The sequence below is a fragment of the Zhaonella formicivorans genome, from assembly GCF_004353525.1.
Lineage (GTDB): Bacteria > Bacillota > DUOV01 > DUOV01 > Zhaonellaceae > Zhaonella > Zhaonella formicivorans.
Genome location: NZ_CP085524.1, coordinates 793,810 through 816,731, shown reverse-complemented (window position 1 = coordinate 816,731; position 22,922 = coordinate 793,810). Strand labels below are relative to the sequence as shown.

The 22,922-nt window shown below is 44.5% G+C and carries 26 protein-coding genes; 1 reads left to right on the top strand and 25 read right to left on the bottom strand.

The window, feature by feature from the left end; genetic code table 11:
• Position 1: 1 nt before the first annotated feature.
• The 23 genes from EYS13_RS04010 to cobO all read right to left on the bottom strand — a co-directional run bounded on the left by EYS13_RS04010 (position 2) and on the right by cobO (position 20,671).
• The gene (locus EYS13_RS04010) at positions 2–1,354 is read right to left on the bottom strand and encodes a DUF512 domain-containing protein (protein WP_227766169.1); all 1,353 of its coding nucleotides are present in this window, start codon (positions 1,352–1,354) and stop codon (positions 2–4) included.
• Between the two features lie 25 nt (positions 1,355–1,379).
• Positions 1,380–1,832, bottom strand: coding sequence for a DUF3189 family protein (locus EYS13_RS04005; RefSeq protein WP_227766168.1), 453 nt, complete (start codon positions 1,830–1,832; stop codon positions 1,380–1,382).
• On the bottom strand, positions 1,829–2,326 hold the full coding sequence (locus EYS13_RS04000; RefSeq protein ID WP_227766165.1) for a DUF3189 family protein: 498 nt from the start codon (positions 2,324–2,326) through the stop codon (positions 1,829–1,831). The genes EYS13_RS04005 and EYS13_RS04000 overlap by 4 nt, the downstream gene beginning before the upstream one ends.
• Before the next feature lie 17 nt (positions 2,327–2,343).
• Positions 2,344–2,535, bottom strand: coding sequence for a capping complex subunit for YIEGIA (locus EYS13_RS03995; protein ID WP_227766164.1), 192 nt, complete (start codon positions 2,533–2,535; stop codon positions 2,344–2,346).
• A gap of 22 nt (positions 2,536–2,557) precedes the next feature.
• Positions 2,558–3,448 (bottom strand): YIEGIA family protein, encoded by an 891-nt coding sequence (locus tag EYS13_RS03990; RefSeq protein WP_227766161.1) that lies wholly within the window; start codon positions 3,446–3,448, stop codon positions 2,558–2,560.
• Positions 3,449–3,475: 27 nt separating this feature from the next.
• Positions 3,476–4,744 (bottom strand): stage II sporulation protein P, encoded by a 1,269-nt coding sequence (gene spoIIP, locus EYS13_RS03985; RefSeq protein WP_227766158.1) that lies wholly within the window; start codon positions 4,742–4,744, stop codon positions 3,476–3,478.
• Entirely contained in the window at positions 4,737–5,513 is a 777-nt protein-coding gene (locus EYS13_RS03980) for a DUF1614 domain-containing protein (protein ID WP_227766156.1), read from the bottom strand. The genes spoIIP and EYS13_RS03980 overlap by 8 nt, the downstream gene beginning before the upstream one ends.
• 129 nt (positions 5,514–5,642) lie before the next feature.
• The gene (gene fni / locus EYS13_RS03975) at positions 5,643–6,701 is read right to left on the bottom strand and encodes a type 2 isopentenyl-diphosphate Delta-isomerase (RefSeq protein ID WP_227766155.1); all 1,059 of its coding nucleotides are present in this window, start codon (positions 6,699–6,701) and stop codon (positions 5,643–5,645) included.
• Positions 6,691–8,754, bottom strand: a complete 2,064-nt coding sequence (locus EYS13_RS03970) for a bifunctional 4-hydroxy-3-methylbut-2-enyl diphosphate reductase/30S ribosomal protein S1 (RefSeq protein WP_423055299.1) — start codon at positions 8,752–8,754, stop codon at positions 6,691–6,693. Before EYS13_RS03970 ends, fni begins: the two co-directional genes overlap by 11 nt.
• Before the next feature lie 466 nt (positions 8,755–9,220).
• Positions 9,221–9,898, bottom strand: coding sequence for a (d)CMP kinase (gene cmk / locus EYS13_RS03965; RefSeq protein WP_227766151.1), 678 nt, complete (start codon positions 9,896–9,898; stop codon positions 9,221–9,223).
• Positions 9,899–9,918: 20 nt separating this feature from the next.
• The gene (gene aroA / locus EYS13_RS03960; protein ID WP_227766149.1) at positions 9,919–11,205 is read right to left on the bottom strand and encodes a 3-phosphoshikimate 1-carboxyvinyltransferase; all 1,287 of its coding nucleotides are present in this window, start codon (positions 11,203–11,205) and stop codon (positions 9,919–9,921) included.
• A 12-nt stretch (positions 11,206–11,217) separates the two neighbouring features.
• Positions 11,218–12,321, bottom strand: a complete 1,104-nt coding sequence (locus tag EYS13_RS03955; protein ID WP_227766147.1) for a prephenate dehydrogenase — start codon at positions 12,319–12,321, stop codon at positions 11,218–11,220.
• Positions 12,318–13,166: a prephenate dehydratase gene (pheA, locus tag EYS13_RS03950; RefSeq protein WP_227766145.1), complete on the bottom strand. Its 849-nt coding sequence runs from the start codon at positions 13,164–13,166 to the stop codon at positions 12,318–12,320. The genes EYS13_RS03955 and pheA overlap by 4 nt, the downstream gene beginning before the upstream one ends.
• Entirely contained in the window at positions 13,163–14,197 is a 1,035-nt protein-coding gene (gene aroF / locus EYS13_RS03945; protein WP_227766142.1) for a 3-deoxy-7-phosphoheptulonate synthase, read from the bottom strand. The genes pheA and aroF overlap by 4 nt, the downstream gene beginning before the upstream one ends.
• A 261-nt stretch (positions 14,198–14,458) precedes the next feature.
• Positions 14,459–14,995 (bottom strand): beta/alpha barrel domain-containing protein, encoded by a 537-nt coding sequence (locus tag EYS13_RS03940; protein ID WP_227766140.1) that lies wholly within the window; start codon positions 14,993–14,995, stop codon positions 14,459–14,461.
• Between the two features lie 12 nt (positions 14,996–15,007).
• Positions 15,008–15,388 carry a chorismate mutase gene (gene aroH, locus EYS13_RS03935; RefSeq protein ID WP_227766138.1) on the bottom strand — a complete coding sequence of 127 codons (381 nt, stop codon included), beginning with the start codon at positions 15,386–15,388 and terminating at the stop codon, positions 15,008–15,010.
• A 17-nt stretch (positions 15,389–15,405) separates the two neighbouring features.
• The gene (locus tag EYS13_RS03930) at positions 15,406–15,822 is read right to left on the bottom strand and encodes a HutP family protein (RefSeq protein WP_227766137.1); all 417 of its coding nucleotides are present in this window, start codon (positions 15,820–15,822) and stop codon (positions 15,406–15,408) included.
• Positions 15,815–16,345 (bottom strand): hypothetical protein, encoded by a 531-nt coding sequence (locus EYS13_RS03925; protein WP_227766135.1) that lies wholly within the window; start codon positions 16,343–16,345, stop codon positions 15,815–15,817. Before EYS13_RS03925 ends, EYS13_RS03930 begins: the two co-directional genes overlap by 8 nt.
• Before the next feature lie 70 nt (positions 16,346–16,415).
• On the bottom strand, positions 16,416–17,669 hold the full coding sequence (locus EYS13_RS03920) for a BaiN/RdsA family NAD(P)/FAD-dependent oxidoreductase (RefSeq protein ID WP_227766132.1): 1,254 nt from the start codon (positions 17,667–17,669) through the stop codon (positions 16,416–16,418).
• A gap of 14 nt (positions 17,670–17,683) precedes the next feature.
• The gene (locus EYS13_RS03915; protein ID WP_227766131.1) at positions 17,684–18,454 is read right to left on the bottom strand and encodes a fumarylacetoacetate hydrolase family protein; all 771 of its coding nucleotides are present in this window, start codon (positions 18,452–18,454) and stop codon (positions 17,684–17,686) included.
• Between the two features lie 114 nt (positions 18,455–18,568).
• Positions 18,569–19,561: a ketol-acid reductoisomerase gene (ilvC, locus tag EYS13_RS03910; RefSeq protein WP_227766128.1), complete on the bottom strand. Its 993-nt coding sequence runs from the start codon at positions 19,559–19,561 to the stop codon at positions 18,569–18,571.
• 94 nt (positions 19,562–19,655) lie between these two features.
• Complete coding sequence (locus EYS13_RS03905) at positions 19,656–20,114, bottom strand: hypothetical protein (protein ID WP_227766127.1); 459 nt, start codon at positions 20,112–20,114, stop codon at positions 19,656–19,658.
• A gap of 20 nt (positions 20,115–20,134) precedes the next feature.
• Positions 20,135–20,671 carry a cob(I)yrinic acid a,c-diamide adenosyltransferase gene (gene cobO, locus EYS13_RS03900; RefSeq protein WP_227766124.1) on the bottom strand — a complete coding sequence of 179 codons (537 nt, stop codon included), beginning with the start codon at positions 20,669–20,671 and terminating at the stop codon, positions 20,135–20,137.
• Between the two features lie 399 nt (positions 20,672–21,070).
• Between cobO and EYS13_RS03895 the strand changes: the two genes are divergently transcribed.
• Complete coding sequence (locus EYS13_RS03895; protein WP_227766122.1) at positions 21,071–21,517, top strand: hypothetical protein; 447 nt, start codon at positions 21,071–21,073, stop codon at positions 21,515–21,517.
• Here EYS13_RS03895 and EYS13_RS03890 read toward each other — a convergent pair.
• Positions 21,498–22,235, bottom strand: coding sequence for a pseudouridine synthase (locus EYS13_RS03890; protein WP_227766120.1), 738 nt, complete (start codon positions 22,233–22,235; stop codon positions 21,498–21,500). The genes EYS13_RS03895 and EYS13_RS03890 overlap by 20 nt on opposite strands.
• 151 nt (positions 22,236–22,386) lie before the next feature.
• Complete coding sequence (locus EYS13_RS03885) at positions 22,387–22,920, bottom strand: spore maturation protein (protein ID WP_227766117.1); 534 nt, start codon at positions 22,918–22,920, stop codon at positions 22,387–22,389.
• Positions 22,921–22,922 lie beyond the last annotated feature (2 nt).

The following is a 22,922-nucleotide window of genomic DNA, read 5'->3' as shown; positions in this document are numbered from 1 at the left end:
ATTACACCTCCTCCGCAGCGTTTTTTATACCGGTAACCGCTTCCAAAAGTCCCCTGGGAGTAGTAGGTACAGGCTCTAATTTATAACCAGTGCAATTTTCCACATCCTCTACTCTTAATCCATCTAAAAAAAACTCCCCATCCTTGAGCGCAATATCGGGAAACAGAACCTTTGCTTCCCTAGGTAAGGCATTACTGCTTAAACTATGAATTAAATCCCTGCCGGTTAACAATCCCGCAACTGTTACGGTAGGTCCAAAAAAAATATTAGGCACTGCTAACAATTGCACATTTAGTTTTGGCCACTTTTCTTTTAGTTGTTTGATTAGGTCTTGCAGCATACCGAAAGCTGATTTGCCGGTTAAGATTACCACGGGATCCTTAACTTTGAACTCATGGGGCCAACTGTTTTTAATCCTGTGAAAGTCGTCGACAAATAACCTTACAAGACCCACGCCATTTTCAAGCTGTGGGTATTCTTCGTAATAGCTGCTTTCAGGAATCTCTTCTTCAGCTAGAATAAAAAACTCATCAGCAGCAAACACAAATCTAGAACCTATTTTTTCTAGAAAAAACTGCTGATAGCTTTCTACCAACCTAAGGACTTCTTTTGCCGATTGCCGGTTAAAAGGATGCAGTGGCTCCAGTCCAGACCTATTGCCTGTTAACCCCACCGGCACTACCGCCAAAGACAGCATGCCCGGCGCAAATTCAGCCAGATCCTCGATAGTTTTTTTTAATTCTTCGCCGTCGTTGACTCCAGGTACCAGTACAATTTGACCATGGATTTTTATCCCGTTGTCTATTAGGTAGTGTAGCTGTTCTAAAATTTTGCCGGCATTACGGTTGCCAAGCATTTTTTTTCGCAACTCCGGATTGGTGGTATGGATGGAAACATAGAGCGGGCTTAACCGCCACTGGACAATTCGTTCCATATCAGCCGTCCGCAAATTCGTCAAAGTTATGAAGTTACCAAAGAGAAAAGAATAGCGGTAATCATCGTCTTTTACATACAAACTTTCTCTAAGATTTGCGGGCATCTGATCTACGAAACAAAAGATACATTTGTTGCGGCATTCCTTTATGCCGTCAAAAGTTGCTTCCGCAAAAACCAGTCCCAAATCTTCATCGGGATCTTTTTCTACTTCTATAATCCATTCTTCTCCGTTTTTTTTTTCGATGTAGAGTTCCACATACTCATCAGCCTGCAGGTACCTGTAGGCAATTTGGTCATCGATAGTTTGGTTGTTTATTTTTATTAATTTGTCCCCCGGTTCAAGTTCAAGCTCTGCGGCTATACTTTCGGGGATAACTTCAGCAATTTTAGCGCCTCGTGTTCTTGGCAGCGTCCCCACCCCTTTTCATCCCCATTATTATCCATTATTCGCTACCGCTAGTCAAGCTTAATAGTTGATTACGAATTTGTTTTTGGATAACCTGGAGGTTTTGCCAGATAGCAAATGCTATAATTCTATCGCCGAGCCAGTTGAAATAACGCAAAGGTAAGAGGCGCACCAGCAGCAACACGAAAAAACTCAGCTGAGGCAAAACGTCAATTGTAGCAACCGCTTCTTTACCGGCGTAAAATGTTTGTTGGAAACTATCGATAATTTTAGCCGTCAGTTTTTTTTCCATGGCTGTGCCTAGAGCGTAAATTTTTCTCCCTTCTGAATCTTCCCCTATATAAATGGGTAGAAATATCGGCTGCTCGTAACTTTTAAAAAAGGTTACAAGTTCTTTCAATTTCATGCTGGTATTTAGCACCTTTAAATGCAGGCCTGCAGCAGCTAAAGCAGCATACTTTCCAGTTTGGCAATAATAAATTATTATCAACTTAATACACTCCTAAAACTTTGCTCGGGTAAATAGTAAGGTGGGTAGATGCTTTTCACCTTTTCCACCAAAGCAACGAATTTAAAAAAGGAGTGTTGTACTCCCTTAATCACAATTGGCCTTCCAATTAAAGGTATCTTCAAACCTCTGGATAAAAACCCTCCTAGCACCATCATCCAATTAACAAAAGGCATGGTATTTACCAGAAGCATATCTTCTTTTGGAACCTCGAAGATATCTGCCAATCCATACACTAAGTTTTCAAAATTGCTCCCCAGATTTCTTCTGCCGATAATAAAAATGCGGTTACCGGATTCATCCCTGCCCAGAAAACGAAAAACTCCATGGTCATCGCTAATTTGCACGTCGAAATAGGGAAGTTTCATCAGATCCTCCGCAGTTGGTATTTTGGAATGAGAAAGCCATCCAAGGTGTATTGCTGCTGCAGTCACCGAAGAGTGAGCTCCTCCATAACAATGATAAATTATATTCATCCATCTTCACCCTTGGATCAATGTTTTACAATAATTAAAACACCGTTTTCCAGGTCGTGCGCCATAGCACTAAGCACTCTGCTAAAAACAGTGGCTAACTGCTGTTGTTCCCTTTCATTTTCGGCTATAAAAACCGGAGTTCCCCCCGGCAGTACTTTGTTTTTGCTATCCTCTGTTACGATGATGGCCTGTAATCCCTCAAACTCCATCGCGCCCTCCTGTATTACCTGGTTAATCTGCAGCAGCTTTACCAATCGTGGTAGCAAGCGGCCTGCGCTTTGCGCTCTCTAAAACCGGTGTTCTTTTGACTGCCTCAATTAAGCAGTCAAGATCAGGCTCGTTTGGAATTATAAATAAACAGACTTCTCCTGTATCTAAATTCTTTCGTGCCAATGGAGTCCACTCCGCTTCGCCAATTTCTCTCTTCGTTCCCAACAAAGCTGCTGCTGTATGGATAATTGCTTGTCTTTGTCCTGCATCATGCAATGTCAATCGTCCGTTATCGTTTTTAGGAATTATTCGCACTGCCAAACCATCGCGCATGATTTTTTCTTGTGCTTTTTTCAGGCCCACATTCATGATTACAATTTCATCTGCTTTTAAAAAAGGACCTTCAAAATGAAGTCGGGCCGCTTGAATAGTGGCAATATCGGCGATAGTTTCGCCCCGCATCAACATTTTGGCGATCACAAAAGCTGCTATCCCTGAAGCGATTCCCCATATATAGTTTGAGAAATAGCTGACAAAACTAACCAGCAAAGAAGTCCCCATGACCAAATAATTGCGCGCTTCAAACACTTTGGCAATTCCTTCAATATAATCTAAGCCTCTTGGCACCAGTTCTCTCTTTTCTAGTTTTGCCAACGCTTCCCTCTCCATATTTCTAATCTCACGAAATTGCTGAGCCGCTAGCGCCAAAAACGTGACTGCGGTAAAATCTTTTTCGGCCAGCGCTGGAACAGCTACCGCCCCCAAGGCTGCAGCAATGAAGCCAACCGATATGTGGGTTACATAGCCATGGGGGTAGCCCGGATAAAAACGGTAATCGGTTCTTAGCATTAAGAGCCTGGCCACTGTGCCCATAATTATACTAACCAATATAATTAGACCGTATTTATCCACTAGCGCTACCCCCCTGCAATCAGTCGCTTAATCTTTTTGCCACCTAGCTCTTTCCTTATTACGATCTTCGTTATCGATTTCGTCACCGTTTTTGGATTGTGATTTTGTATTTCCCTTTGCGGGTAGTTTTCCCATAAAATTCGCCCATTCAGAGGAGGTGAACTGTTTGACTTTGTCAACTGCGCCTTGCAGGCTTCCCGTGCTTACCAGCAAAAAGGCTGCTCCTCCAATTAACGCAACCCCTAACACCAACCATAATGCAGACCAGTCCCCTCGTGTTGCAGGAGTTGTTCTGCCAGGGGCTGCAGGACCTGGTTGAGCAGGAGCTGTCGGGGATACTATGCCCAGGACGGCTGGCAATGCATCGGCAAATAATTTAGCGCCTATCTCCGCCCTATGCCTGTCATTGGTATGAGTCCCCACTTCGATCAACATGGATCGGGGAGATAAATCCTGGTTATAATTACCCTTGGCCAAAAAGATGCTCTTAACCAGACCCGGATAAACCTCATTGACTCCGGCTTTTACCCTTTTGGCAAAATCCAAATTTGCTTGCATATTTTGGTTTTGCCTGCCCACAACTAAACGAATTTTTGTAACGTTATTTCCCGCTACTTCGGCTTGGTAGAAATCAGGATCGGGTATTCCATCCCGGTGAACATCAATAATTGCGGCAGGGCCTGCTTTTAACAGTTCCAAAGCCGTCCTTCTGGAACGACGGTAGGCATTGGAATCTCTTGGTTCATGAGGCCTTTTGCTGTGCATTGCCTCAATACCGCGGTTTTCTAAACCTGATGCTACGTTATCCCCTACTTTAAAAATACCCCCGCGGCCAGGCAAACTATCAGTACCATCCGTTGGGACATAAGATTCTGCCGAATGAGTATGATAAAGCGCCACTAAATTTTTACCTGTCTGAGTAGGCACCGACTTTTTACTAAAAACCTGTTTGGCAAAATCCTCATAGCCGGCTAGAGCATTTTCAACTACAAGCCTTGCTATGGCACGATCGCCTACCACTTTATCTACCCGGTACTGTTTATTGTCTTCAGCAATGAGTTCGTCCCCTACATAAACAACCCGGGACATTTTATCCAGCACCTTACCTTGTTCATCCACAATAGTAAAGAAACCGCCGTCGACTCTTTCGTTTTCCCACACCCCGATTCCAGGCAGATTGATGACCGCCAAATCTTCAGCAGGGAATAAATATGTATTGTTAACTGTTTGAGTGAGTAATCCACATCCTATGGCAAACATTACCAAGGCAAGCGATAAAATCCAACGTTTACTCATTTTTACCATCACCTTCTTCTTTTTTTTCCTTTTGAGCATTATCTCGCAAATCCCTTTTCAGAGCAGGCGCTGCTCCCCGGTTTGACATCTTTACACCGTCTAAACCTCTGATTAGTTCCTCGGGCCTACCTTCCGATTCCGGCCCCCCTTGCAGTCTTTCCCTTGTTTCTCCAATTATTTCAGTCAACAAAACTGCAACAATACCAGACAAAATGATGGTGTCAAATGCCCCGGCGCCTCCTATATTTACCGCCCCAGGTGTTCCACCGGCTTGTAGCCTTATAAAATCTACTACATCCAGGCTGAGGACGCCAAGAATTGCCGCTATAAAGGCAGATCGCCTGGAACGCCCTACCAGGTAGGCAACTAAGCCCGCCACAAGCGGATAAACATATAGAGGATCGATAAAATCGGTGCCAGTTTGCCAAGGATCTTCACTCATCAAATATGTATTAATAAAAAACACGGCTAACGCCGTTGCCACAGTAGCACCCAATGCTCTTATCCATTCTTTAGAGGTGCCGGCACGGCTGAGTACATAAATAGCTAGCACTACTGGGACGATTCCCCCTCCTACATTGATGGAGGCATCCACTCTTCCCCTGCTTAAAGGAATATTGATAAAGCTACCAATTATAATGCTGGCTAAAATAATTAAGGCAGCCTTATCGGTTAATCTCATGCGATCCAAAACACGATGGGCTAAGCCAAAATAAACGAGGATTGTAACAATTAATAAAGCAATCATTCCCACTGGAAATCCAGTCATACTGAACGCTCCTTTCTGTTTGGAAAAATAAACTAAAATATTTACAGGCTTAGATTGCCCGGAGAAAAATTAAAATATACGGTTGGTTATAGCCACAAAAAGAAAAAAAAACGGCTTTTCGCCGTTTTGCTAATAAATGATATTTATCTTGCGCTGCTTTGCCCATTCCAAAGTAGCACCGGTAATAACGACGGGAACAGCATGGAGAACTTGTAAATTACCGGCTCCAGTCAAAAGCATTGTTATTTTTATTTCGGAAATAAGGGTCTCCACCAGTGAAGCCAAATCGCTTTCGCTCTTTGTTAAAAGAGTTTTCAAAAAACTGCCTGCAATGCCCGCCAGAGTAGCACCTAGCCTTAATGCCTTCACAACTTCAACCCCGGTGCGTATTCCGCCTGAAGCGATTAATTGTACTGGTAAATTAAGACTGCTTACTTCCAAAAGGCTGCTGGCAGTAGAAAGTCCCCACTCGACAAATGTATCTCTGGCGTTTAGCTTGGTACGGGAATTTTCAATAGCTGCAAAATTTGTTCCGCCTTTTCCTCCCACATCAAGGTTTTGAACACCTTGTTCGTATAGTTTAAGAGCTGCTTCTTTGGAAAAACCGAAACCAACTTCTTTGACAATTACAGGCACAGGGCTACGGGAAACAATCTCCCCAATGTTGTCCAAAACACCTTTGAAGCACCTGTCACCTTCCGGCATCAACAGTTCTTGTAAAACATTGAGATGAAGTTGCAGTCCGTCCGCCTCAATCATCTCTACCGCCCGGAGTGCATCGGACCAACGAGCGGTTGCACTGATGTTAGCCAGTAACAACCCTTCCGGATTTTCCTGCCGGGCAACGCGATACGTCTTTTCCATTTGAAAATTTTTCAACGCTGCGGTCTGTGAACCCACAGCCATGCCCAAACCAAACCTACGAGCCACTCTGGCTAAGGATGCGTTAATAGCTGTCGTATCTTCGGCACCCCCAGTAATTGCGTTGATGAGTAGTGGCGCCTCCAGTTTTTTATTTAACCAGCAGCAACGTAAATCAATCTCACCATAGTTCAGTTCCGGAAGAGCTTGATGTACAAGATGTATATCCTCAAAGCCGTTTGACATGGGCCCTTCAGGTAGATGCAATGCTAAATTTATGTGGTCAAGCTTTCGGGATTCCCTGAGGCTGTGCCGCTTAGTCCCCATTCTTCCTTTCTCCAAATAAGTCCCCGAATACATCGCCAAGGGTAACGTTTGCTTCAGAAGATTGGTACTGAGTAGCCGGTTCCTCCTTGGGAGTTTCTTTTTTGGCGCCTTCAGCTTCTTTAACGCTAAGGCTTATTTTTTGTGCGTTTTGGTCGATATTCAGGATCTTGACCTTAACCGTATCTCCTACATGAACTACATCTTCAACTTTGGCAACATGATGGTGGGCTAATTGAGAAATGTGAACTAAACCTTCTACCCCCGGCTCTAATTCCACGAATGCACCAAATGGGGCAATGCGCAAAACTTTTCCGTTAACAACTGCGCCAACCGGGTATTTTTCAGGTACATTTGACCATGGGTTAGGCAGAAGGTCTTTCAAGCTTAAAGAAACTTTACCTTTATCACGGTCTAAGTCCAAGATTTTGACTTCGATCTCTTGCCCTTCGCTTAAGACTTCTTTCGGATGGTTCACTCTTCCATAAGCAAGCTCCGAAACGTGTAAAAGACCATCCACTCCGCCGAGATCGACGAAAGCCCCAAAGTTGGTTAAACGCCTTACCACTCCTTTGCGAACTTGCCCAACAGCCAGACTTTCCCAAGTAGCTTGCCGCTGCTTCTCATACTCTTCATCCAGGATTGCTTTCTGAGACAAGACAACCTTATTCTTTTCCTTGTCGATCTCAATTACCCGCAAACGTAAGGTTCTGCCCAGGTAAACATCCAGGTTCTCCACATACCCTCTTTCCAACAAGGAAGCGGGAACAAAACCTCTTACCCCAACATCAACCAGTACTCCGCCTTTTACTACTTCTACAACAGGCGCAGTTATTTCTTGATTATCAGTCATGGCCTTGGAGAGCTTTTCCCAAGCTAATTTGCGTTCTGCCCTCTTTTTGGAGAGAACGGGATAGCCTTCTTCGTTTTCCACCCGCAAGACCATAACCTGGACTTTATCCCCTGTTTTAACCACTTCGGAAGGATTGCTGATATTATTAATACTTAATTCAGCCAGTGGAATTATACCTTCGGATTTACCGCCTATGTCAACCATAACCCCGCTATCTGTTATTTGGACTACAGTGCCTTCCAAAATATCTCCTTTATGCATTGTTTTCATTTCCGCAGTTAAAGTAAATTCAGCAGAATCTTTGGAAGTTTCGCCTGCGTTGTTATCTACTTCTTCAATTGCTCCTTCCGTTTTAATTTCCTCCTGGTTTAAATCTGTCATTCTTTGTACAACCTCCTCAATAATCCAATCTGGTGTAGAGGCACCGGCGGTGACCCCTACTTTATCCGCATTTGAAAACCATTGGGGCTGGAGCTCACTAGCCTCTTCTACATGGTAGGTAGGAGTTCCGGTACCCCGGCAAATGCTAACTAATTTATTAGTATTGGCGCTGTTTCTACCGCCAATGACAATCATTACGTCTACTTCCCGGGCCAAAGATTGGGTTGCATCCTGCCGCTCCTTGGTAGCCCGACAAATCGTATCAAAAACTACCAGATCCTTTATTTTACCCCGTAGCACATTTTCTACCGCTTGTAAAGTCTCAGGCCTTTGGGTAGTCTGAGCAATTAGCGCTACCTTATCCTGATAAGAAATTTCTTGAGCTTCCTCCGCATTCTCTACAACAACAGCCCTGCCTTCGGCCCACCCCAGCAGTCCTGCCACTTCCGGATGCATTTTGTCACCCAAAATAACTATCTGATAACCTTGGCCGGTTAATTCAGCCGCCAATTGCTGGGCTTTCATCACATAAGGACAAGTAGCGTCAATTACTTTAAACTTTGTTTCAGCTGCTTTCTTCACTTCCGGCCCAACACCGTGGGACCTGATGACCAGCCGTCCCCCGGATACCTCCTCTAAACCGGACAGAGCTTCAACTCCTTTTTGCTTTAACCTTTCTACAACTTGCCGGTTATGAATCAGCGGTCCTAAAGTATAAAGCGGTTCCGCTGAATTAGCGTTGGCTTCTTCCGTAAGGTTTAAAGCCCTTCTGACCCCGAAACAAAAGCCGGCATTTTTGGCAATAATGATTTGCAAAAGCACTTCACCAGTCTTTAAAAAAGTAATAATAGTTTATGGTAATTGGTCAAACATTATTTATTTTTCGTGGAAAATCATAAAATTCCTGCACAAATTGAAAAAACAGCTTTATAAAGTATAAAAAGGCGTTTAACAACACCTTTTCAGTGTAGACAAATGCAAAAATTGTAACCCCCTGTGTTTAGCTGCGACATATGACAAGCCATAGAGCGCTCTGCGAAGAGTTTGACTGGAAGCGGACGAGCGGCACGGACGCCGCAAGAGCGGCGGAGCGATAGGACGTCGCGTCACCGCGTGCCGCTGGAAGTTAAACTCTGAGCAGGGCAGCGCTCTTGGCGATGTCATCCCGGAGCAGCGGTACAAGGGTTACAATTTTTAGAGTGCTAAAAATAGTTTGTCGACGGTCTGAAAAAAAGTGTTTTGCAACACCTTTTTTCTTCGCCAGCAGGGAACAGCATGCTTTAACACTTCAAAGCCGCTCCCGGACATGTTGAACTATGATGTCTGCCACTTGTTGGGGGGAGAAACAGCCGGTATCTATTTGTACCGCATCATGCGCTTTAATAAGTGGCGCCATTTCACGCTGGCTGTCCATAGCATCCCGCTCTGCTATTTCTCTTTGCAACTGCTTCAGACTTGTTTGATAACCTTTGGAAATGAGCTCCTTATACCTGCGCCGGGCCCTTGTTTCTAAGGAAGCAGTTAAAAAGAATTTAAATGGAGCATCGGGCAAAACGTTACTGCCAATATCACGTCCATCCATCACAACATTGCCAGTTTCAGCCAATCTTCTTTGTTGCCCCACCAAAATTTCCCGAACAGCCGGTACCCGGGCTACTTGAGAAACTGCCTGTGATACTTCGGGGCTGCGGATTGCCAATGTAATATCTTCCCCGTCGCATAAAACAATTTGGTTCTTAGTACCTGGCTTTTTTTCAAAAGCTATTTCCGTATCCTGCGCCAGCCGGTTTAAAGCTTCCTCATCATCGAGGGCAATTTTTTCTTTTATTGCTTTCCAGGTTAACGCCCTGTACATTGCGCCGGTATCTATATATACATAATTAAGTTCTTGAGCTACCAGTTTGGCTACAGTGCTTTTACCTGCTCCCGCAGGACCATCTATAGCAATGTTGCCCTTAGATTGCATCCTATTACCTCCACTGCGATTCAGCTGCAAAGCCGTTTTAAATCCTCAGCAAAACCGGGGTAAGATATAGCAGTACATTCAAAATCGGCAATTTGCATTTTACCTTCCGTCCGTAAGCCTGCCACTGCCAAAGCCATGGCTATCCGGTGATCATGATGACTTGAGCATAGGGAACCCCTTAAAGCCCTTCCCCCACGGATTCGTAAGCCATCAGGTAGTTCCTGCACCTGCCCACCTATTTTTTGCAATTCTTCAGCTAAAACTGCAATCCGGTCTGATTCTTTGACCCTTAATTCTGCAGCATCCATAATCACCGTCTCACCTTCCGCAAAAAGCGCGGCCACTGTTAAAGCAGGCACTTCGTCAATTAATGTGGGAATAATATCACCTTTAATAGTAGCAGCCTTTAAATCTGAGCTTTTGATCAATAAATCGGCAACAGGCTCCCCGACTTCCTCCCGACGGTTAATCACTTCGATTTGCCCATTCATTTGTTGTAATGCAGTGATTAAACCGGTTCTGGTAGGATTTATACCCACATTTTTAATTAGCAGCTCAGAATTAGGTACAATTAAGCCTGCCACTATAAAAAATGCCGCGGATGAAATGTCGCCGGGAACAACCACCTTCCTCGCTTCCATTTTTCCCCCTGGGTGTACTGTGACTTTTAATCCGTCAACATGGAGCTTTGCCCCAAAAAATTGCAGCATTCTTTCGCTGTGGTCCCTGGACTTGCTGGGTTCCATGACTGATGTCGGGCCCTCAGCATATAATCCCGCCAAAAGCAATGCTGATTTTAATTGAGCGCTGGCAACGGGAGAAAGATAGTCTATACCATGCAGTTGTTTGCCCGTAACTGCCAGAGGTAACAAATTAGCCGATTGGCGACCGGAAATTTGGGCTCCCATCTGCTTAAGCGGCTCTACTACCCGCCCCATGGGTCTTTGGCGCAAGGAAAAGTCGCCCGTTAGAGCGCTGAAAAATCTCTGTCCTGCTAAAATGCCTAATAGCAGCCTAGCAGTTGTTCCGGAATTACCTGCATCAAGCACTTGGGACGGTTCTTTCAACCCGTTTAGGCCTGAACCTTTAATAATTACGTTTGTCTCGGTCGGTCGCTCAATCATAACACCCATTTGCCGGAGGCATTCTAAGGTGCTGAGGCAATCGGCACCTGGCAAAAAACCGGAAATTTCAGTTTTGCCTTCTGCCAAAGCCCCTAAAAGCAGTGCCCGGTGCGAGATGGATTTATCTCCTGGAATTGTAAGCTCGCCCTTTAAATTGTTTACGGGGGTAATTTCTTTAATCATCCAATCCCTCTTTCACCTTTGTCTAGCCACAAAATTGTGATTGCGTAAGACTTGCATGGCTAAAGATAACTCTTCTTCAGTCGTAAAACCTATCCGAATGGTACCGCCCTCAGCTTCCCGCACCCGTAAGATCTCAATGTCGGTAATGTTAATAGATTCTGCAGCAAGTAGTCCCGCAATTTCCGCAATCATTCCCGGCTTATCCGGGACAGTTACCACCACTTCAAATAAATTGGGTAAGAGTCCCTTAGCCTTAACAGGTATCCTGCTGCGCAGTTCCCGAGCATTCTGGAACAATTCCAGAAGATCTGCTTGGTTTTCCTGCTCGATAGCTTGTTCCAACCTGGCCAGCTGTTCCTTGAAAGATCCTAGCATGGACTTAAGCATAGCTTTATTGGCGAGACAAATGTCCCGCCACATGATAGCATTGCCCATGGCAATCCGGGTTGTATCTCTGAAACCTCCGGCGGCTAACAACAGCGTTAAAGGTTCTTGCTTGGCCAACTGCCCGGCAGTGTTTACAAGATTTACCGCCAAAAGATGAGGCAAATGGCTGACAGCTGCTACAATTAAATCATGCTGCCCCGGATCAAGTTTCAAAACCCGTGCTCCTGTCGATAAAATTAATTCCTCTAAAACCGCCAGAGCCTGACTGTTAGTAGAGGCTGTGGGTGTTAAAACATAGACTGCATTTTCGAATAAAAAACGGTTGGCTGCAGCAATACCTGCCTGTTCCGAGCCGGCCATCGGGTGCCCGCCAATATAGTGTTTTTCTATTCCAAAAATTTTTTCCAAAGCATCCACCAGTTGAAACTTACAGCTGCCCACATCGGTAATAATGGCCCCTTTTTTGATGCTCGGTTCAATTGCTTTTGCCAGCGCAACCATCTGACCTACCGGGGTAGCCAGGATAATTAAATCAGCATTTTCTACTCCCTTGCGGGCATCAGTAGTTCCCCAATCTATAGCATGCATCTTTAAAGCCAAATCAATGTTATGTTGTTCCAGATCAACGCCGACCAACTCCTGAACTAGGGCACAGTCTTTTAAGGCCAGGGCAAAAGATCCCCCCATCAAACCCAAACCAACAACCGTAACTTGCGCAATATCCCTCATAGTTTAGCACCTCCATGAGCCCTGGGGTAAGACCCTAAAATGGTCAGCAGAGCAGCTTGGGTAGATAATTGTTTTAAAACCTTTTTTAGTTTATCGTCTTCTATATGACCCTCGCAGTCTATCCAAAAGAGGTACTCCCCCAGTTCTTTTTTGGTGGGGCGGGATTCTATTTTAGTCAAATTGATCTCAGCATCAGCAAACTCCTTTAAAACCCTATAGAGCCCTCCCGGTCGGTTTTGAGGCAAAGCAATAACTAACGAGGTTTTATCAAATCCCGATGGTGGGGCTATATTTTTCCCAATTACCAAAAATCTGGTTTTGTTTTCAAGATAATCCTGAATTCCTGCTGCTAAAATATCGAGCCCGTAACTCATAGCAGCATGCTTGGAGCAGACGGCCGCCCAACCTGGCGGCCCTTCCGCAACCATTCTGGCAGCCTCAGCAGTACTGGCAACCTGGACCAAATTCACACCAGCAAACTCCCTGGAGAGATAATCATAACACTGAGCCAAAGCCTGGGGGTGGGAAAAAACGACCTGGATCTTATGGCTAGCACCTTTTTTTAAAACAAGGCAATGTTCAATTTCCGTAATTACTTCACCTATGATTACCGCTTTAGCTTTGATTAGGGTATCTACAGTAAGATTTACCGTACCCTCAATTGAATTTTCTACAGGCAATACCCCATAAACAAACTCACCGTCGCACACATTGTGCACCAATTGAGGAATGTTGCTTACCGGGAACAACTGTGCAGGTTTTTCCAACGACTGATCTGCCCATTTTTTAGCTGCCTGTTCTGTAAAAGTACCCTCCGGCCCTAGATAACCAACTTTGATGCTCATTTGTTGAGCCTCGCTACTTCTTTATCTAACAAATGTGCCACTCCTTTTACTTCCTTCATCGCTACCTCGAAATTCTCGGGAGTAAGGGACTGTGGGCCATCGGACAGTGCTTCGCTGGGGTTTGGATGAACTTCCACAATCAGCCCGTCGGCCCCGGCAGCAATTCCTGCCCTGGCCATGGCCGGCACCAGACTCCACTTACCTGTACCATGACTGGGATCGACAAAAATGGGCAAATGGGTTAATTGCTTAATCAGGGGTACGCTGCTCAAATCAAGGGTGTTTCTGGTATAAGTCTCAAAGGTTCTAATCCCGCGTTCACAAAAAATCACCTGGTAATTGCCTGCAGCCATAATATATTCCGCAGCCAGAATCCATTCTTCGATGGTGGCGCTGGGACCTCTCTTTAAAAGTACCGGTTTATTGAGTTTTCCTGCTTCTTTTAACAGCTGAAAATTTTGCATATTGCGAGCACCGATTTGAATTATATCTGCGTACTGGGCCACCAACTGTAAATTAGCGGGATCAGTAGCTTCTGTTACAATGGCCAGACCTGTTTCTTCCCTGGCTTCGGCTAAAAAGCGCAGCCCTTCCTGCTCCAACCCCTGAAAAGAGTAGGGTGATGTTCTAGGCTTATAGGCGCCACCACGCAAAATAGTAGCTCCCGCTTTTTTGACCAGCCGGGCTGCTTCCAACAATTGCTCTCGGCTCTCAACTGCGCACGGCCCTGCAGCCACCTGAATTTGTTTGCCCCCTATTTCCAAATCCCCTACCTGGATAACTGTATCTTCAGGTTTAAAATCCCTGCCTGCAAGTTTAAAAGGCTGGAGAATAGGTACCACTTTTTCGACCCCCGGCATAGCTTCCAGAGCTAAACCGGGCAACCTTGTCTTGGTGTTTTCGCCTATTACCCCGATGATGGTGCGGGCGTCCCCCTTGGACAAATGGACTTTAAATCCTTCCCTGTCCAAGCGGTCCAACACCGCCTGTACCTGTTCCTGTGTCACGCCGTGATTCAATACAACTATCATGTGGACTCCTCCTTCATAAAATTATTTCCGCATCCTAATGAAAATCCACACCATCCTCACGGGCTGCAAAAATGAAAAAGCCACCCTCCGAGAGTGACAAAACAAAGGTCAAACCGTAGTTCTACCATACCGCCGTCCTACCTCCTTCGTTTTTCATACTGTCTACCATCCTACCTATCTACAACCGCTTTTGCAGTTATAGATTAACGAAATCATACCATTTTCAGCCAATGTTTGCAATCATCTTTATCTTAAAAATCGTTAAAAACTGGCATTGGCTTGTCTAATTAAAGAACATAAAAACTGCAAGTGTTCTTCTGAACCATCATGAATAAAATTAAGTGCGTAAGGTTTCCTGAGGGTGATTTGCGAAAAATTAAGCCCTTGGCCAAGATCGACTATAACTGGTTGAAAAGAGATTTCGGCTGATTTGTATAAGCTTAGCGGTAACTGCAGCATCGCCACGTGGGACTCTGCCCAATTTTTCATCAAGTGATTATGTGAATCAATAATCTTGATCACCGGTTGGCTGAAACCCCGGTAATTGTTATTAAATTGCTCCCCTTTAAATTCAAGCAGGTCCAGCTTGCAAAATGTGGCCAATTCCTCAACTTCGTATTTGGGAGAATTAGTGAAAAGTCCCGATTTCATAACCAAAGGAGGTAATTTGGTGCTTATATCCCGATAAACTTCGGGGCAAGTCTCTTTGGAAAAATCGAAAACCAAGACATCTACTCCAGCTTCGATAAGTTTAAGAGCAGAGGCCGTATCCGTAATCCCTGTGACTTTAGTACGCATTTTTAACCACCCTCATTTGCCATTATTAATTTCTCCTGTCAGATCGGGGCGCAGTTTTTGTGCTTCGCCCAAATAAACATGTATTATCTCCGCTTGGTTTTTGTCGGTATTTACATGTAACAAAACTCTGATTATCTTTTTTAAACTATCGCGTACTTGCATTTCTTGAAAACAAAGCATAGGCACATTCACCCAGCCCATTTCCCTGGCAGCCTGGGCAGGGTAAACGGCATCAATGTCCGCTGTCGCAGTAAAAAACACACTGACAATATCTTCAACCGCAATTTGATTTGTTGTAATCATGCTTTGCAAGACCTTTACAGTGGCCGCATTAATGGCCGTTACACTATTTTCCTCAACAGAAATTGCTCCTCTGATTCCTCTTATTGCCATCTTCCTATCCCCTCCTATTAAGGAACTGCCCTGTGCCCCAATCCAATCCCAACTTCATCTAAATGTAGCAGCCCTATACCAAAAAAGACTGCTACGCTAACGTGGTCCTGCTGACGGGCTATACCAATCTTCCCTCCGACATTTAAACCTATAGCTTTCGGCATTATTTGAGCCAGCGCCTCACGGGTGGCACCTGCTACCGCCCCTTCGTCAGCATGAGTTTCTTTAATTACCCCTTCCCTCTTTGCCGCAACTACAGCTCGCTCAACAATCTTCTTAATTGAGGTAATATATTCCCCTCCATAATCTACTGCAGCTGTCTTTATTCCTAGTTCCAGAAATTTAGCCTTAAGTGTGATTTCTTCTTCCCTGGAATCGGACAGCGCCATCTGTATTGCCACACTTGCTATTTTCTTACTTCCATAGTTAGCCATCCTGCTGTACCTCCGTCTTTTTGTTCCTTTTGACCCTAAATAGAATCTTAGAATCGTCGTTTGTAAACAGCGCGCCAACTTTAGGGTAGACAATATCCATCGAAACTCCGACAATTTTAAAAGTAAGGGCATGCTTATAATACGAGGTATCAATCTCAAGCGTATCTCCGTCCAGGACTCTAACCGTTACAGGATTATTCCTGAAATCGGTGATATACTGCCCGTTGATTAGTAACCTGGCTTTGTTTAAACAACTATACTTTTCGGCCTTTATTGTTACTGTAGACCAGATTTTGTTCTGAATTTCGTTTGTGGCTACAGCTGCAGCTGGGTGGCTGCCCAGCCATGTTTCCCCATAGGTTTTGGCAACCGGATCTAAAAGCAGACCGAGCGGGTAAGCGCTAAAAAATATTTGCACCATTACCAATAAAAACAATACAATCGCTACCGTAAACTGCAGCCATAAATCAAAACTTGCCGACACTTTGTGCAACCTGTTTCCACTCATTCTATTCCTGTCCATCTAAACAACACCCCCCAAGGTTTCTTTAAAACATATGCTTAGAAGAACAAGAATAGCACCTGCCTAAGCGTTAACAGTAGCCTAAATGCTTGGCCGCTGCTTGACCGGCCACATAACCGGTTGAAAATGCTGCCTGTAAATTGTAGCCGCCTGTATAGGCATCAATATCAAGCACTTCGCCGGCAAAGTACAACCCTTTAATTAATTTGGATTCCATACTCGCTGGATTTATTTCTTTAACGCTTATCCCTCCGGAGGTTACAATAGCTTCTGTAATCGGACGAGCCCCTGTAACAGTTAAAGGCAGCTGCTGCAGCAGCTCCCCCAAGGTTCTTCTCTCTTCTTTAGTAATTTGGTGGCAAAATTTTTCCGGAACTATCCCGCTTAAACCAATCACCGGTTCAATCAAAGCCTTGGGCAGTAAATCTCCCAGTGCGTTTTTAAATTGCTTTCTGGAATATTTATTTAAATCTCTTTGGATCCTGGCATCCAACTTTTCTCTGTCCAAGGCGGGTTTTAAGTTAAGCTCCAATTTGACCCACTCACCTGTATTACGTAAAACCGGCACCACAAATCTGCTTAAGGTAAGGATAATTGGACCGGAAACACCGAAGTGAGTGAATAACATTTCCCCAAATTCTTCTGCAATTGTCCTGTTGTTGGCATCACGGGCTGTAACTTTAACATTTTTCAGGCTTAAACCTGCCAGTTCCTTTGCCCACTGCTCTTTGACCTCCAGGGGCACTAAGGAGGGTTCCAGGGGAGTAATTTGATGTCCCAGGGATTGGGCAAAACGATATCCATCCCCCGTAGAACCTGTGCGAGGATAAGACAACCCACCCGTGGCAATGATCAAAGCTTGGGCAGGATAAAATTTACCCCCTGCGACGTATCCGGTAACCCTATTATTTTCGGCTTTGATTCCTTCCACAGCGGTGTTTAACACAATTTGCACACCACGATTTGTCAAATATGCAATTAGAGCTTGCATTACATCTTTGGCTCGGTCCGATTGGGGAAAAACACGGCCCCCACGCTCCACTTTCACAGGAACACCGATGCTTTCAAAAAAAGTAATTAAATCCCTGTTGGAAAAAGTATAAAAAGCACTGTAGAGAAAAGGTCCGTTGCCGGGAAAACTTGCAATCAAGTCATCTATTTCGCCAATATTTGTTAGGTTGCAGCGGCCTTTACCGGTGATTAAAAGCTTAATTCCCAATTTGTTATTCTTTTCAATTATTGTTACAGGCGCCCCCAGTTGTTTGGCACCTATAGCCGCAAATATGCCTGCTGCTCCGCCTCCTACAATTACTACTTTTTCCAACTTATTACCCCCATTTACACGGCAACTTTTGTTCCTGCTACCACGTTAGTCAGCCTGCCAATTTTTTCTATCTCAACCGTTACTTCATCACCGGGCTGCATCGGACCGATGCCGCTAGGTGTCCCGGTAATAATTACATCTCCCGGGTGCAAAGTCATAATGGACGAAACATAGCTGACCAATTGCTCAACCCCGAAAATCATTTGGCAGGTGTTGGATTGTTGCCTGATCTGACCATTCAACCACAAACTGATACCAAGGTTGTTGGCATCTATACCGGTCTCTATAACCGGCCCTAAAGGACAAAAAGTATCAAAGGATTTGGCCAAAGTCCACTGGCCGTTTACAGGCTGCAAATCACGGGCTGTAACGTCATTGGCACAAGTGTAGCCCAATATATACTCATTTGCTTTATCCACAGTGATATTCTTGGCCATCTTTCCAATAACAATTCCCAATTCAGCTTCATAATCAACCCGGGTGCTTTGTGAAGGGTAGATAATCTTCTGCCCCGGTCCAATAACAGCAGAAGGAGGTTTTAAAAAGATAACAGGCTCCTGTGGCAAAGGTATCTGTAATTCGGCAGCATGGTCTTTGTAGTTAAGACCTACCGCAATAACTTTTGTGGGTTCACAGGGTGCCAAAAGCTGCACTTCTTCAACTGCTAAGCTAATACCCGTAGAAACAAAACCCGCACCGATGCTACCGTCCAACAGTTCAACAGAGCCATCAACAAGCTCTCCGTACTGAATTTTTTCCCCACGCAAAAACCTAATAATTTTCATGGCTGCCCCCCTCATATACCGCCATTGTAAGAACAAAATCGAAAAAATTTATCTACAACATTTATGCAACCCCATTTCCCTAGATGATAAAAAGTGAAAGGCTAAAGCCTTTCACTACTTTTTCAGCCAGGGCATCATTTTCCTCAGCTCTGAGCCAACTTTTTCGATGAGATGTTCATTTTCCATTTGATTAAGGGCATTGAACTGTGGTCTGTTTGACTGATTTTCCAAAATCCATTCTTTAGCAAAAGCGCCGGATTGGATTTCTCTTAAAATTTGCCGCATTTCCTCTTTGGTTACTTCAGTAATAATCCTTGGTCCCCTTGTGAGGTCCCCATATTGGGCGGTATCACTGATGGAAAAACGCATCCAGTTTAACCCGCCTTCGTAGAGAAGATCCACAATTAATTTCAATTCGTGCAAGCATTCAAAATAAGCTATTTCCGGCTGATAGCCAGCCTCTACCAAAGTCTCAAAGCCCGCTTTAATTAAAGCGGTTGCGCCTCCGCATAAGACAGCTTGTTCGCCAAACAAGTCAGTCTCGGTCTCTTCTTTGAATGTTGTTTCAATAACCCCGGCTCTTGTGCAGCCTATCCCTTTAGCGTAAGCCAAACCATATTCCTTTGCTTTGCCGCTGTAATCCTGATAAACTGCCAGCAAACCGGGAACACCTGCTCCTTGAGCATACATCCTTCTGACTAAATGGCCGGGGCTTTTTGGTGCTACCATAAACACGTCCACATTTGCCGGCGGAACAACTTGTCCAAAATGGATATTGAAACCGTGGGAAAAAACCAGTGCATTCCCTTCTTCCAGGTTTGGCAGTATTTCCGCTTTATATACGCTTGCTTGAACTTCATCGGGAAGTAATATCTGAATAACATCAGCCACTTTAGCGGCTTCAGCCACAGTCATCACCTTGAGCCCGTCCTGCTCAGCCTGAGCCCAATTCTTGCTTCCCTGCCGCAGACCCACCACAACGTCTAAACCGCTGTCCTTGAGGTTTTGCGCCTGGGCATGTCCCTGACTGCCATAACCTATTACAGCAATTTTTTTACCATGCAAAAGGGATAAGTCTGCATCATTGTCATAATACATTTTTACCATTCTGCCTTCCTCCAAACACTATCAAATAAAGTTGGTTATAAAGCTTTTTATTCTAAACTGTTTGGAAAATTCCTTCTTGATTTTCAAATAAGTGCTACTTGCTGCTATACTTTTTTTCCAAAGAGCTGCGATATGCCCGCATCTCTTCATTTACCTTAAAAAGCAGCCGTTCCAGATCCTGCTTGGTTAAAATAATTTCTTCGGGCTCCAGGACCTCTACTTTGCGGAATTCATCCCTGACCACAAAGCGTAAAATATCCTCTATGCTGTCAGCCATCAATTCCAAATTTACGGGAGCATATGCTATTTCCTCTCCCGTAACCTCGTCATGCACAGTATAGGTTTCCAAAGTGGCATCCAAGTCATTGATGGTGATTCCCTGAAATGGCACATTTCGGAGCAACGCCACTCGCTGTTCCCGTATTTCTTCAGCAGCCCGTTCACTGGTTTTCCCCCCGAAAAAAAATCTGCTTTGTGCTTCCCCCTTATAGTCCAGCCGCAGTTTAACCTGTAAATCTCGATTGATAATTTCGTCATTGATCCTTATTTTCACTCTGGTTCCTCCTTTCCCGCTTAAAATTCGATTCCTTTTCTGGCGGCTATCCCCTTTTCATACGGGTGTTTAATCATGCGCATTTCTGTAACCAGATCCGCAGCTTCTATTATTTCCTGAGGCGCATACCTGCCGGTTAAAACCACTTCCAAATCTTCTGGCTTATGCGCCAAAAAATCTAAAACCTCTTCCAGTTTTAACAACTTAAAATATAGGGCCGTATTTATTTCATCCAAAATCAGCAGGTCTACTTTTCCTTCCCGCGCTACTTGCCTGGCTAAAGCAAATGCTTCCTCCGCAAGCTGAAAATCCTGGTCGGTGGGACCAGTCCCACGGATAAAACCTTTTCTGCCAAAAGATTTTATGCACAATTCCGGTTCAAAACGCGATAAAGCAACGATTTCACCATAATCTATGCCTGTCTTTAAGAATTGAATGATATAAACCTTAAGCCCACCTCCAACTGCCCGGACGGCAAGTCCAAAAGATGCGGTGCTTTTACCCTTTCCATTGCCGGTGTAAACTTGTACCAGACCTTTTTCCAGTTTTCCTCCCATTAGCTCTCTTCACCTTTCCTTATCTACTTTATCTACTTTCTAAGGCCAGACTATATTTGTGGATCCGCAGTAACTACATGAATCAAAATATTGATGTGGGTTATTCCAAGCAGCCTGGATTTGCTCGAAATCCATTCCCTGGTTCTCAATGTTCACAAGTGCTCCTTCAGCAAAAACTCCTATTAAACCTGAATTTGGTCCATTGTTCCAAGGAACTGTACGAGGAACTGCAGTGCTTACAAAGTGGGAAGAATTGCCACAACCTAAGCATCTAGGCATACTAACCTTCCTTTCTGAAATCCATAATTTCTTTTATCTTCTATTCTTTACAATGAAGTGCATAAATAATCTACCAACCAGCAAACCTAATAGCAAATTCCCTGTAAAGGAGGGCATACTTTGAGCAATCGCAGTGTAATTTTAGCCACATTTAAATCCATGGATGAAGCCCGTAGAGCCATTAAAGAAATCGGCGAGAAAGGGCTTGCCAACAACCAAATTTCACTTGTAGTTAAACATAATGAAAATACAAATTCCGGCAATCCAGGCGCACCGCTGCCCGATTTTAACGGCATATTAGTTCAGGCGGGGCCTCTGCCAGTCGAAGAAATTGGCTCTGTTGTAGCAGGTGGCCCCTTGAGCGGCGCCCTGAAACAAGGAGATAAAAACCTTGCTGTTTCATTAAACTATTACGGGGTCGATGGTAACCACGCCGCATACTACCGAAGCCAAGTTTCAGCCGGCTTAATTTTACTAGTCATAGAAACCAATAACGATCATGCCAAGCAAACAGCTAACATTTTGGATGGCTATGGGGGCAAGGATATCAGCCAGTGGCGCCATTAGAACCGTATCCCAACAAACCTTCCACTTCCTTTCGTTCCAAATAACGGTACTGGCCTACTCGTAATTTGCCCAAACCTAAGTTGCCTATTTTAGTTCTTTTCAAACGGAGCACCGGGTGTCCTAAAGCCTCAAGCATCCGTCTGACCTGGCGGTTACGGCCTTCATGGATTGTTAGCTCTATTAGAGCCATACCTTTAAACTTACGGACAATCCGGGCTTTAGCCGGGGCCGTTATACCGTCAGCTAACATGATGCCGGAACGTAGCTGTTGTAAATCAGCATGATCGGGAACCCCTTTAACTAAAGCCAGATAAGTTTTTTCGATCAGGTGTTTGGGGTGGGTCAGTGCGTAAGTAAACTGGCCATCGTTGGTCAGAAGCAATAACCCTTCAGTATCATAATCCAGCCGGCCCACCGGATGAACCCGCTCGGGAACATCCGGTAAAAGGTCAACTATTGTTCGTCTCCCTTGCGGATCTTTAAGCGTTGTCACAAATCCCCGGGGTTTATTTAGGAGCAAGTAAATTTTGGTTGCGGGAAGCTTTACAGGCTTACCTTCAACAGTAACCACATCATGCTCCGGGATGACCTTAAAACCCATTTTGGTAACTTTTTGCCCGTTTACATAAACTTTCCCTGCGGCAATTAATTTTTCGCTGGTCCGCCTGGAAGCAATTCCGGCTTCGGCCAGCAGTTTGTGCAAGCGTATTTCACTCAATTTATCACCCGCCAGCTTTCTAATGTGCTGCTCTTTTTACTACTGATAGCCTGTCCAAAAAGGTGAAGTAATAATATATTTGCCAAAATAAAGTAATTTACCTGCCAAAAAATAAAAATATGCCAAACGAGGGTTGGCATATTTCAATTGCCTAACTTGGAAAAAGCAGGTTAGTGATAAAAATCGCTGCTAGTAAAGTGGTTAGATCGGCAATCAACCCTAAAGTGATAGCATAGCGATACTTCTTAATCCCTACGGAGCCAAAATAAACAGTGATTATATAAAATGTTGTATCCGTACTTCCCTGCATAGTGGATGCCAGCCGACCGATAAAAGAATCCGGGCCATAGGTGTGGATTAATTCGGCAGCAATACCTAAAGAACCCCCACCCGAGAGGGGCCTCATGATGGCCAAAGGCAATATTTCAGGCGGGAAATGGAGCAGCTGCAAAAGGGGGCTTAAAAAATCCACAAAATAATCCATAGCCCCGGAAGCCCTAAAAACACCAATGGCGGTGAGCATCCCAACCAAAAAGGGAATAATCTTAATTGCCGTGATAAAACCTTGTTCAGCACCGGTGACAAAGGTTTCGTAAACTCGGATACCTTTAAACAAGCCGACCAGAGGTATAGTAAAAAGTAAAAAGGGGATTGCCCAGCGAGAAATCACATCCAGAACCCACATGG